General features: G+C 38.0%; 11 protein-coding genes. 9 read left to right on the plus strand and 2 right to left on the minus strand.

Annotated features, from left to right (window positions below):
- Nucleotides 1-152: 152 nt before the first annotated feature.
- The gene (locus BLR60_RS22110) at nt 153-2,018 is read right to left on the minus strand and encodes a type VI secretion system baseplate subunit TssF (RefSeq protein ID WP_090503922.1); all 1,866 of its coding nucleotides are present in this window, start codon (nt 2,016-2,018) and stop codon (nt 153-155) included.
- A 27-nt stretch (nt 2,019-2,045) separates the two neighbouring features.
- Nucleotides 2,046-2,480 carry a GPW/gp25 family protein gene (locus tag BLR60_RS22115; protein WP_090503924.1) on the minus strand — a complete coding sequence of 145 codons (435 nt, stop codon included), beginning with the start codon at nt 2,478-2,480 and terminating at the stop codon, nt 2,046-2,048.
- A 179-nt stretch (nt 2,481-2,659) separates the two neighbouring features.
- On the opposite strand from BLR60_RS22115, the gene tssO reads away from it, so the two are divergent.
- The 9 genes from tssO to tssD all read left to right on the plus strand — a co-directional run bounded on the left by tssO (nt 2,660) and on the right by tssD (nt 12,983).
- The gene (gene tssO / locus BLR60_RS22120) at nt 2,660-3,181 is read left to right on the plus strand and encodes a type VI secretion system TssO (RefSeq protein WP_090503926.1); all 522 of its coding nucleotides are present in this window, start codon (nt 2,660-2,662) and stop codon (nt 3,179-3,181) included.
- 11 nt (nt 3,182-3,192) lie between these two features.
- Nucleotides 3,193-3,678, plus strand: coding sequence for a type VI secretion system transmembrane protein TssO (locus tag BLR60_RS22125; protein WP_167354804.1), 486 nt, complete (start codon nt 3,193-3,195; stop codon nt 3,676-3,678).
- Nucleotides 3,679-3,712: 34 nt separating this feature from the next.
- Nucleotides 3,713-4,696 (plus strand): PKD domain-containing protein, encoded by a 984-nt coding sequence (locus BLR60_RS22130; RefSeq protein ID WP_090503928.1) that lies wholly within the window; start codon nt 3,713-3,715, stop codon nt 4,694-4,696.
- 41 nt (nt 4,697-4,737) lie between these two features.
- Complete coding sequence (tssR, locus tag BLR60_RS22135; protein ID WP_090503931.1) at nt 4,738-7,113, plus strand: type VI secretion system protein TssR domain-containing protein; 2,376 nt, start codon at nt 4,738-4,740, stop codon at nt 7,111-7,113.
- A gap of 5 nt (nt 7,114-7,118) precedes the next feature.
- Complete coding sequence (locus BLR60_RS22140) at nt 7,119-9,605, plus strand: ATP-dependent Clp protease ATP-binding subunit (protein WP_090503933.1); 2,487 nt, start codon at nt 7,119-7,121, stop codon at nt 9,603-9,605.
- 86 nt (nt 9,606-9,691) lie between these two features.
- On the plus strand, nt 9,692-10,138 hold the full coding sequence (locus BLR60_RS22145) for a hypothetical protein (RefSeq protein ID WP_090503936.1): 447 nt from the start codon (nt 9,692-9,694) through the stop codon (nt 10,136-10,138).
- 18 nt (nt 10,139-10,156) lie between these two features.
- Entirely contained in the window at nt 10,157-11,545 is a 1,389-nt protein-coding gene (locus BLR60_RS22150) for a DUF5458 family protein (protein ID WP_090503940.1), read from the plus strand.
- A gap of 123 nt (nt 11,546-11,668) precedes the next feature.
- Nucleotides 11,669-12,241, plus strand: a complete 573-nt coding sequence (locus BLR60_RS22155; RefSeq protein ID WP_090503943.1) for an NAD(P)H-dependent oxidoreductase — start codon at nt 11,669-11,671, stop codon at nt 12,239-12,241.
- A gap of 346 nt (nt 12,242-12,587) precedes the next feature.
- Nucleotides 12,588-12,983, plus strand: coding sequence for a type VI secretion system tube protein TssD (gene tssD / locus BLR60_RS22160; RefSeq protein ID WP_090496868.1), 396 nt, complete (start codon nt 12,588-12,590; stop codon nt 12,981-12,983).
- Nucleotides 12,984-12,986: the final 3 nt, after the last annotated feature.

Here is a 12,986-nt window from a genome sequence, read left to right on the forward strand (position 1 = left end):
ATTTATTATTTTCACAGCAGTAATATTGGTCAACACTAATTTAAGTGAATATTACCTTGCTGCAAAACATTGTTTATCAAAGTTTTGCAGCTTTTGTTTTTTTTAACCTGCGGATGTTAGGAGCTATTGAATCGAGATGAGGACATCTGTTACTAAACCGCTCTATATAACATTGGCTTCAGCATCAACCGATAATGCACATTCATTGTACTTCTTAAATTTAATTTAGCCAGGGTAAGGCTCAAGAGCTCTTCCCAATCTTTTGCGCTGAACTGAAGGTTATCTGCAGGTTCGATGATAATATCTGTTGTTTTAATAAAACCTGCATTTGGTTTGTTATCCATAATAATACCTTTAGCCAGGGTGATGCCTTTTAGCTTATTGCCCAGTTCGTAACGGCAAAAATTAATGACGTCTGCTTTAGTAATAATCCGGTCTGCCGTGGTCAATCCATATTTATAAGCCTGTACGCTGTTCGTCGCATTTAACTTTGATCGGCCTCCTTTTGTTTGGCTTAACAAAAAGATACTTTCTGCATGTACCTTATTGTTTTCGTATAGCGCTAATCGGCTGCCTGCATTAATGTGGTTGGCTTCTTCCGCCTGTGTAACCCAGATATCTAGAAATAAAATATCTGCATCGTCAATCGGTTTTAATACAATATAGCTGGGTAATTCTTTGATGTCTTTTAACGCCGAACGGCTCTTTTGTTCAATAAGGGCAATGTTTTGTTCTAAATTTTTAAGAATTGTACTTAAAAAATCGGGACCATATGCCGAGAATGAAGCTTTTTCATCCCTAAGCAGTTCAAACAGATAATCAACCAGTTCTTTTGCATTTCTGGTGTCGAAACGCTCTGTGCCGCCATATCTGATCGAGAATGAACCATCCCCCTTATCGTTTTCATTAGTATAAGGAATTTCATTATAACTTTTGCCCTTATTGTCTTTAAGATTTTCTACAGCCAGCATCTGGTCCATCTCTTCGGTTTTAATCGGGATGATATTGTTCATCGTTTTAAGCCGGTGTTTAATCTGACTTAATTTTTTATTCACTACCGGAAAAGCATTGATGTAAATATGGAGCTCATTCAGCATTTCCTGGTTGATGGCTGCCGGGAAAACTACCTTTAGCCATTTCACTTTTGGATCAATCTGGTTTAAAGTATTTGGTTGAAAAATATTAGCGAATGCAGCAGGTAATTCCTGGCCATCATCAATATTAAAATCATTAAGATCGCCAAGTGTAATAAACCTATTGCTATAAAACTGTAATACATCGGCCTTAATTAAATTAAGCAACTGTTTATGATGAAACGGGGCTTCAATTTTCCCTGTTAAAGGTTCATCCATAAACCTTTCTGTATAAGCCGTAATTTCGTTGTCTTTATAAAACCATTTCCCCAGCGATAAAAGATCGTAGGTATTTTCGGGTACCGAATAATTTTTCCAATCGAAAAATAAGTTCAGTTTGTTAAAGTCCATCCAGTTTTTTAATCCGCTAAAACCAATATACATGGTATTCTTCTCTACAGAAAAACCTGGCAATGTATTGAGCATTGGTTGTTTACTCAGTTGTTCGACATTAAAAAGCGTGTTTCCGGTGGCTATGTATTTTATTGATGCATGATTAACTTTTACCGTGTGTAAAGGGCTAAAGAAAATGTCTGCTTTTTTAGCTTTATCGTTTTCCTGTTGGATATTCTTCTTAAAGGCAAACTGTGTGTATGGCGAAAGGTAATCTTCCTCTTCAATAGGCCTGGCATGGATAATGGCATGGGCAGGTAAAGATGAGGTTAAATGATCAGGAGCGAGAATTCGGCTAATCTTGTCGAAAATCCTATTCTCCAGATTTTTTACATCATTGGATACGTTAAAAAGTTCGTTGCTTAAGGCATCAATAATCAGCTTTACAAGTGGATCAAAATCGTTACTGTCTTTAACATTCCAAAAATCTTCGGCATTTTTTAGAATTCTATTTCTGATTTCATCTTTTGATGAATAAAAAACTGGTTTCATGGGTAGAATATTTTGAGCGTTTTAATTTTAGGTGGATAAGGGGCTAAGAAATAAAGCAGTATTAAAAAAATATTTTTCTCCTGTGGTTTTTATTAGTGCCCTTACGCTAATATCTACCTTTTTTTTGATTTCAGTTATCTTACGTAGCGGATATACGTTTTCTACCTCGGTAATATGCACTTCAACCGACGTATTATAGATCCTAAATTCATAGTCGATAATCGATTTTAGCAGTGATTTACGGAATTTTTCCTCCCAGATACTTTCACTTACAATTAATTCAAAATCAAGATCCCATATCTCGCAACCAAAATCGTTGTGGTACCTATGCTCCCCAAATCGGGTAAAAATAATCAGTTCTATGTGGTTCGAAATTGATTTACCCAAATCGGTTGGCTGAAGTCCGTTACCTGAAAAAACGGACTTAAATCTGAAGGGTTTATGATAAAAATTTTCAGACATAAACGGTTTGGCTTAAAGTTTGTTAAAAGTAAAAGAAATAAAATCGTTTTTATTACCAAACAACAAATATTAAAAATTGTTATAGTACGGTGATAATTTGAATAGAAATGTGTGATTTTGGGTGAAGTTGATGTCAGATTAATCATTAGGCTATTGTTATGCGAAACTGTTAACTCTCTATGAAACCTATTAACGCCATCGAAATTAGGAGCGCTTATACTAAGTTTATCTTAGAATTTGTCCTGCTTACACTATTCTCTATTTTGTGTATTTATCTCTTTTTTGCAGCTTCCGACTACGAATACAGCTTACTTGATAAAAAAGTAAAGGAAACAGAGAAACTTTCTTACCTCAGAAAAGATATCAATACAAATTTTGATCTTATCCAGGTCCGCTTTAAAGAACTTGCCCAATATCGCGATTATAACGCAAATGAAATGAGCAAGCAAAGTATCCTGCTCAGTGATATTCAGAGCGCCAATAACAGGATAAAAGAGTTGATTTCTAAAAAAACAGACCCAAGTCCAAGTTTTGATCTGTACGAAAAACTGAACAAAAATGTCGGTGCAATGGCCGATTTACAAGATTCACTGTTCCAGTCAAGGAGTGATATACAGCGGTATAAAGAACGGATTAACGATTGCCAGAAGGCAAACCAAACAGCAGCACAAAAAATCAGGAACGGTAGATACGGCAGGTAATTTAAAACGATATGATAAAGTTAAGCATAAAAGAAAGACGCGAACAATTCTTGTTCTTTATAGCGTTGTTCGTTTTTACCGTTGGGCTTTTGAGCTTCGGAATTTTTTATAGCGATAAATCGCAGTACGAAATTTCTAAGGAAGAGCTTGAAGTTAAGATTAACGAGAATGAAGCATTCGAAAACATGGTAAAAGAAACCATGCCTACTATTGACACCACTTTTAAACAGATTACACGTTACAACCCAAATGTGCAGGCCGTTTTTTTAAAGAACGATATCCAGCTTTCATTAGGTTCAATCAAATCTGCGTTTGATCGTAAGGCCTCAGATTCTCGATATAAAATCTTTGTCCACACCGCACAGTTATACGATAGATTATTTTACGATAGACAAGAACAAAATAGAAATATTTCTGATATCGAGCTGCATAAAAGACAGTTGGATGACTGCATTACCAACAGGCGCCAATTACAGCAAACGATGTCTGCAAGATAAACATTACCAAGAACAACCTATAAAAACGCTACCTATGTCTGAAACAAACACCAAGCAAGTTAATTCAAATTCGCAGGGCTATGTTATTTTGTACATCCTTTTGGCTGTACTGCTCTTAACAGGCCTGATTTTCTTATTTAAAAGTTCATTGTTCGAAAAAAGAACAGTCGATGCGAGAATTCTTAAGGATGAAATTTATTTAAATGAAGATCTGGTTTTTACCGATAATACCCCAAAGGCCTCAAAATGGTTATGGGAATTTGGTAATGGCGAAAAAGCCACCACAAAAACAGGAACTTATCACTACACCAAGCCCGATACTTATATTGTGCGCCTAACCGTTGATGGCGAACTCCGCCAGGAATTTCCGGTTACCGTACGCGATACCGTGCATACACCGGTGGTAGATAGTGTACTCACCATCAGCGGCCCGACAGCTGGTTTGGTTAATGAAGAGATCAGGCTTGAGGGCGATGGCGCAGGAAAAGATTTTGAATGGTCTTTCGGCGAAACTGGTCGCGTTGATGTTAAAGGAAAAACGGCCCTGTATACTTACCGCACACCTGGAAAATATGTAGTCCGTCTTCGGTCAGATAAAGCAGCTAAACCCGCTTTTCTAAACATTTTGATCACTGATCCCAATGCAGAAATAGTAGAAGATTTAGTTGCTCCCGGTGATGGAGAACGTAAAACCATTGATGATATCCGGGCCCGATTACAAGCCATAGCCAACGGTGCAGATTTTAATTCCAACTATTACTACCTGATCAACAAATACATGTGCAACAACGAAAAAGTAACTGTAAATGTAGAAATGAATGGTAAGAAAAAACAGACTGATATTTATTCATACTGTATGGGCTTAACATTTGGGGGCGAAATAGCGGTAGATGAGGCACAGTTAACCATTAAGCCAAACTCAACCTGTGCCAGTTTATTAAATATTAAACAACATTCAGGAACGGCGCAGCCCGCGGCAACAGCAACTACTGATGCACCTCAGGCAAAAACAAAATAGATTAACCTCTTAACCTAATTTTAAGCTCATCTACAAAGAATATGAAAAAATTATATGCCTTAAGCATCCTATTTTTAGGAATATCGTTTGCCTATGCACAATCACCGGCATCCTTTGGCAAAAAAGTAAAATACATGCCTAAATCTTACGAGAGGCCGGCTGAAACGATAAATGTTAACGATAATACCAGCAGAAGCAGCCTGCCATGGATTGTTTTTTCCGATCGTGAAGATAATTACACTACAACAGCGCCAGGTGGAAGCCTTATTATGAAAAAAATAAGCTTTATGGAACCTTTTTATGTTTCTAAAGAACAGAATGGTTACCTGAAACTGATTAAGTATAAAGCCGGAATGATCAGGGGAAGGAAAATCAATGATAAAAAAAGTGCAATCAGCTACGGATGGATTGCAAAATCCAAACTGCTTTTATGGCAACGTGCATTCTCTAACCAAAAAACAGGTTATGCAGAGAAAGCCATTGGTATTGTGAATGGAAAAGATGCGTTGACCGAACCAAAATTTTACTTCGATACTACCGATTCTATTTTGGTTTATAATACGCCCGAACTTAAAGACAGAAGGGCCAAAGTGAGGTTGCACGAAATTGCCTACATCTATAAAAAATCGGAAGATGGTAAAAAATACCTGATTGGCTCTGATGATCAATTGGTTGCAGATAGTGCCGTTAAAAGTGTTTATGGATGGGTTTCTGCTGAGACAGTACACCACTGGGGTGATCGTTTATACATCACTTCTGTTAAACCTGGCGATTATGATAAGGATGATTCTACCGCTATGGCCATTAAAAACGGAATGGATAACGGAACTAATTTTGTAATAGATCCCCTATTGCCACGGGAAAACCTGATCCTGCGTAGTGTGCCTGTGGTTTCAAATGACGAAGCAGGCAGCACAGTAGGTATTGCCACAGATGTTTACAACAAAAAAGACAATAAGATCTTAACCATCAACGGATCATCACTTTCTTATCAGGATTACCTGATGTTGCGTAAAAATAAAACAAAGGTAAATGTTGTTTTTGTAGTAGACGGCGGAAGCCCAATGACCAAGTACCTTTCTGGAATGACCAACACTATTGGTTCATTTGAAGGTATAATGGGCGATTTTGGCAAAGGAACCAAAGTAAATTATGGTGGTGTAGTATATCGCGGTGAAACTGGCTGCGGACAACAGGGTATTTTTGTTAGCCCGATTCAGGATGATTACAGAAAGTTCATGAATTTCTTATCAAACCAGGCAAAAAATACCATGCGGTGTAATGGAGAGATTACAGAAAGCCCTGTTTTTAGCGCTTTAAAAACAGCAGTAAATTTATTTAAAGCAAAAAAGAACGAAACCAATTTAATTATTTTAGTGGGTAGTACCGGAAATACAGGCGGTACCAATAATTACCTGATTAACGAGTTGAGCGAACAGGTTGCTCTTGCTGATGCCCGTATTTTAGCTTTACAGGTATATAGCGATTTTAACCAGTCGTTTAATGATTTTGTTATTCAATCACGTAAACTGGTTTCAGAATCAGCCATCCGTGCAGCCGAGTATAGAAAAAATACGATGGTTAAAGGCGAAGGTTTGAAGAGCTTTCAACCTTACAATACCAGCCTGCAGGATTCTATTTCTTACTACCTCGATTATCCTAAAAACAGTTTAATACAGGGTGGTGTAGTTTTTCCAACCAAAGGATCAGTAAACTCCAACCAGAGCATGACCATTGCCCTGCGCCGTTTTGTGAAAGAAACCAATATGGATATCTACAACCAGATCAGTTCTTTAGATAGTGCTTTCCGCTTAACAGGGATTTCGCGCAAAAACTTAGCCGCTGATGTAGAAGCTTTATTGCCTCAACCAGTTGGTATGGAAGTAGCCGATCGTATGCCGCACAATGCTTTTAAATACTATACTACTGCAAACGTGTCTGCCGACGTGGTAAAAAACAACCCATCTACATTGCAATATGCTATTGTACTAAACAATATGGAGTACAAGCAGATTTTAGATGTTTTTTCGGTTATGTTAGGACAAAATCTGCAGGCAGATCAATCTTCTTTCAGGCGTAAGCTGGTTAAAAACTATGTAAGAATGCCTAAGCAGTTATTGGGTATGAAGATATCATCTGGCGATATTAAGGCAATGACTTTAACAAATTACATCAAGTTGGTTACAGGTTTGCCTTTAAACAATGAGTTTTTATCTAAATACATTGTGAGTGATTTAAAGAATACCTCTAAAATGCCGCTAGATCAGTTTGAAGGTTATATTAAATTATTGGATCAGTCGGTTCAGCAGATTAAAAGAGCTACACAGATTGAACAGCAGTTTATCTCAAACGGCAAGCTATACTATTACATTACCGAAAATAATTTTAACCCGGCAGTATTGCCTACAACCAACTAAAGGCTATGGCAGTTACAAACTTAAGCGAATCGGTAAAAACAGCACTGCATATTGCACAGTCGCTGGCAAAAGAATATAGGAACGAGGTGTTTTCCGCAGCCCATTTGCTAAAAGGGTTAATGCATAAAGATGTTGGTTTAAGATCTTTTATTACTTCCATTGGGAAAGATGATGAGTACATCAGCGAGTGGGCTGAAGTTCGGATAGATGAACAGGAGAAATCGTCAAGTCTTAGCGATACTGTTAGCGGTGCACCAGAAATTGCGGCTATTTTTGAAGAAGCAGATAATGTACGCATTAAACTTGGACTTGATTTAATCACACCAGTTTGTGTATTAACCGCGCTCGCAAAACCTGGCATCGGTTTTCAGCCTGATCAGTTGAAATCTTTTCCGATTAAAGAACGCGAAATTTTGGATATCTATGTAAAGGATGAAGAAATTTCGAAGGCAGTTTCGCCTGATAAAACCACTGCTGGTGCCGAAAATAAAAGTACAGGCAATGCGCTTTATAAATATTGTATAGATCGCTTGCAAACGGTTCGGGATGGTAAAACAGATCCGATAATTGGCCGCGATAAAGAAACCCGCCAAATGATGGAGATCCTTTGCCGCAGAACCAAGCCGAATGTAATTTTAACCGGTGATGCAGGTGTGGGGAAAACCGCTTTGGTAGATGGTTTTGCTATAGATATTGTAAATCAGAATGTTCCCGAGCGTTTAAAACCCGTTCAGCTTTTTGAATTGGATTTGGGATCATTAATTGCAGGAGCATCTTACAAGGGAGAAATCGAAGACCGTTTAAAAAATATCATCAAAGAAATAAAACAGTTCGAAAAAGCGGTATTATTTATTGATGAAATCCATACGCTGTTAGATAGTAAAGGCCCTTTGGGTGCCGGCATTGGCAATTTGTTAAAGCCGGAACTTGCCCGTGGTGAAATAACCGTGATTGGGGCTACGACCGTGGACGAGTACCGTAAGATTATCGAGCCAGAGCAGGCTTTCAGCAGACGTTTTGAAGTACTTCAGGTTAATGAACCAAATGAAGAAAGCACCATCAAAATGTTGCAGAAACTGGCTGTTAAATACGAAGAGCACCATACGCTAACCATTGAGCCAGATGCTTTAGGCGAATGTGTGCGTTTGGCCAAGCGTTATATGAAAGATAGAAGGCTGCCTGATTCAGCTTTTGATCTGTTAGACCGGACCATGGCGGCCATGAAAATGATGAACGATACTTCTGACCAGGCCATTGATAGCTTAGAGACAGAGCTGGGAACATTAAATGCCAATATAGAGGAATCAGAAGCTGATCGTTTTGCAGATTATAAATGGCTTTTTTCATTACTTCAAAATAAGTTAAGTCCGGTTTTATTGGGGCGTTTAACAGATGAGACACAAACCGATGCTTTCGAAACAGCCGATGAATACCAGGGTTATATCAGCAGCAGCCTGCAGGAATTAAAAAAATATGCTGCAGAAAAAAGCGACCGAATCACCAAACAGGATATTGCTTCCATAGTAGCCTATAAAACAGGCATCCCGATGGGAAAACTGCAGGCAGGTGAAAAAGAAAAATTGCTCAATATGGAGCAATACCTTAAAAAACGGGTGGTTGGGCAAGATCAGGCTTTGAAAGCTGTTTCAGATGCCATATTGGAATCGCGTAGCGGTTTGAACAAAAAAGGACAGCCTATTGGATCATTCTTTTTACTAGGGCCAACCGGTACGGGTAAAACGGAATTGGCCAAATCAATTGCTGAATTTTTATTTAACGATGAAAAGGCAATGATCAGGTTCGATATGTCAGAATTTAAAGAAGAGCATAGTGCAGCTCTGCTTTATGGTGCGCCTCCCGGATATGTGGGCTACGAAGAAGGTGGCTTGTTGGTGAATAAAATCAGGCAGCAGCCGTATTCTGTACTACTTTTCGATGAGATTGAAAAAGCACACCCTTCGGTTTTCGATACCTTTTTGCAGATTCTGGACGAAGGCCATATGCACGATCGTTTAGGAAAAGAAGGCGATTTTAGTAATTCGCTTATTCTTTTTACTTCGAACATTGGTAGCGAATGGATAGCAGAACAGATCGGTAAAGGCGTTATTCCGGCTTCAAACCAATTGATGGAAGTGATGGCCGGACATTTCCGTCCTGAATTTTTAGCGCGGATTTCTGAAATCGTTCCATTTGCACCGATTAATGAAAGCAATGTGGTACGCATCTTTGAAATTCAGTTGAGCAGTTTGGTACAGTCGCTGAACAAAATGGGTATCGAGTTTGAAATAGCAGAAGACGCCAAAAAAATGATTGCTTTAGACGGTTTTACGCCAAAGTATGGTGCCAGACAGTTATCGGCTGTCATCAGAAATCTTTTGCGCAGGCCAATCTCCAAATACATCATTTCTGGTGAGCTAAAAAAAGGATCTAAGATCTTAGTAAGCAAACACGCAGAGGAAGATAAGTTAGAATGGAATATTATTCATCCATAAGCATAAATATTGGAACAAAAATTGAGTTAAAACGTTAACTATTATATTATTAGAAAAAATTAATCATAAATCTAAATCGACATACTATGTTTAACTATGAAATTGGAGGTAACGAGCGAAAAATTGATACCTCAGAAGCCTTCGCAGAGATTGCACATAACAAAACGCTTTTTGTACAGAAGCTTACTGATAACGAACCGATAAAACCAGAAAAGGTAGAAGGATTAAAAACGGTAAAGGAAGTATTTGCTCATTATAAACCGAATGTAAAAGTAGCTTTCGAAAAACAGGACGGATCTACCGTTGGTGAAACCATAAACTTTAATGATCTGAGTGATTTTGGCGTAAAAAATATCATCAATCAAAGTAATTACCTTACCAATGTCAACATTGAGCGGGAGATGTCGCTTAATGTAATTAAACAGTTAAAATCAAACAAAACCTTAAAAGCTACACTTGATGATGAAGAAACCAAATCGGCGTTCATCAACGCTTTGAAGAACTTTGTTGATGAATTGGAGCAAAATAAATAATCTAAACGCTGAGAAAACATGTCAAATCCTCAAGAATTAAAAGCAGACCAAAATATATCCGAAGTAGGTTTTAAACCAGCAGAGGGTAAAACCATAGAAAAAACATCACTTAAGGATAACTTAGAAAAACTAGCCAGGGTTGGCGGTTTCGATTTGTTAGAAGCCACAGTTGATGGTCTTCAGAATTTAAATCCGGAAAGAAAAGCAAGAAAACAGATTTTTCTTACTGGCGATGAAAAGAAGAAAGAGCGCGAAGAGCTGAAAAAGAAAATCCAGCTTTGGATAGAAGTGCTTGAGTCTTCCAGTTCTGTTGCCGATATGGTAGAAAAAAGTACCGAAAAACTAAATGCCGCAGAAGAAAACTTAAATAAAAACATCGCTACTGCCCTGGAAAGCACCAGAGAACTAGAGCAGGCTTACCGTTCGGTGCATTTATTCTATAAAAATACGGAGTCAGACAAACTGAAAAATGTGGTGCTGTTAAATGCATCAATGGATCAGATTAAAGATCTTGATAATCCGCGTTTTATCGAATATGTAGATGATGAGTTAAAACAGAATTATGATCGTTTAGATCTTCGTAATAACTATTCGTTAATGGTTGTTCCAGGTTACATGGGTTCTAATAAAGTATTAGAAAGATGGGGTAAGATCGCGCACAACAATAAAGCGATGCTGGTAACCGATTTTGCCGATTTAGATCAGCCGGATGATGTACTCGATTTATTTACCGCAGCAAACTTTACCGGCGGCGATGCTTTTAGATCGAACGTAATCATGACTTGTAATTGGTTGGTTGGTCGCGGTAAAGTAGCAGAAGTGGGCGAGGAAGATGATCTTACTGTGCCAGGTTCGGCCGCTTTAGCGGGTAAAATGTATTATACCCTAATGTCGCAGGTAACGGCGGGTAAAAAACATGGTGCTATAAACGAGGTTGATGGTGTAAAATTCGATTTAAAGAAAAGTGAAATCTCTCATTTAGAACGCGTAGGTTTAGTGCCGATGGTTAATGAGTATGGTAAAGTAATGGCTTTCTCTGCTAAGACGCTGTTTAATGGCGATAATATTGGTTTACAAACTTATTCTGTAGTACGTGTATTCGATTATATTACTAAAGTATTGTTCGATTTCTTGAACAGAAGGGCTTTCGAAAACTGGACATCTAAAACCGAGCAGGACTTGCGTGGCCAGATTGTTAAATTTTTAGATGGTATCCAGGGCGCTGACCGCTTGATTGAGCGTTTTAAGATTATGCGTTTTGAAAGAGACGAGCAACAAAAAGACAGAATTCACCTTGATATCCACATTACGCCGTATTTTCCGGCCAAAAGTTTTGTGGTAAAACTAGACGGACATAAAGGTGAAGATGAAAGTACTACCTGGAGTTCAGAATATAATCAGCAATAGTTTTTGATAGCTGAAAATAAAAACCCAACCCTAGCGTTGGGTTTTTTTATGGGGCATGCATAACACTTAACAAATTCTTTATAATTTTGTAACGCATCGGCCCAATCAGATTAATCAAAAAAAATGAAGCAAATACTTATCCTGAATGGGGATATCGAAAAAAACGCATCTACAAATTTCCTGATTAACGCCTATAAGCAAGGTGCAGAAAGTGTTGGCGCTACCGTAAGGGAGTTGGCCATTATCGATCTGATTTTTAACTCGAACAAACTATTTAACAATAGACAGATTGCCGAGTTAGAGCCTGATTTGCAGAAAGCTTTAACAGCGATTAGGCAAAGTAACCATGTTGTGCTTTTTTGTCCGGTGTATGTAGATCATATTCCGGCAAAGATTAAAGGCTTTTTTGATCGTTTGTTTATGCCCGATCAGGTTTTTGCTACCCAACAGCAAAATGTAAATAATGACTTTAGTGGCCGCTCTGGAAGAATCGTATCCATTTTAGACGAGGCTACCTTTAAGGAGTGGAAGGCAAATAAGAAGACAACTTACCTTTCTATCAAAAAATTAGTGTTTGAAAAATGTAAAATGAGCCCTGTACTTACCAATACCATAGGCGAATTACATTCTCTTGAAAATCACTATAGTCAGAAGTGGTTAGCTAAGATGGAAAAATTTGGGTCACAATTAATTTAAGATCGCCATGATCTGTGTTTAGCAGATATGCGGCAAACGAAAATTAATCATCAGATTGTCCTAAAATGCAACACTTTGTGTATAGTTGCTACAGTTTTGTAATGCATGTGTGTGTTAAAATGTATTTGTAACACTAAAGATATACTCGAATTTTTCCACATTTTTTCCACAAAACACCTTGATTAACTACGTTTTTAGGCCGTAAACGTGTCTTTTGGGTTTTTTGAGAATTTTATTACCGCTTATTACTGAGCTATATACAGCGGGTTTGGCTTGATATTTGGTTTAAAGATGATAGTAGCGGAGTCTACTGATAATCATTTTTTAACCTTTAAATTTTAAAACTATGGCTTTCAAAGCTAGATTAAATTTTTCGGGCAAGGAGTACGATGTGCTTCACTGTGCCTATGCGTTAAACCGCGATGTAGATGCAAAAGGAAGACCTTCTTCCGGAGTTTATGGCGGTACCATCGACATTGAGATCGAATCAACCGAAGACACCTCAATTATCGAGGCGATGGTAAACAACCAGTACAAACCTATTACAGGGACCCTTCTGATCAAGAAAACCGAGGAAGATGCCAAAATGAAAGAAGTTCATTTCGAAGATGGCTACATTGTTAAATATTCCGAAGGGATCAACATTGTGGGCGATCACCCAATGACACTTAAATTCCAGATTTCAGCTAGAAAACTAAAATTAGGAAACGCAGAGCACCTTAACGATTGGCCGAAAGCCTAGGCT

It is taken from the genome of Pedobacter terrae (assembly GCF_900100705.1).
GTDB lineage: Bacteria > Bacteroidota > Bacteroidia > Sphingobacteriales > Sphingobacteriaceae > Pedobacter > Pedobacter terrae.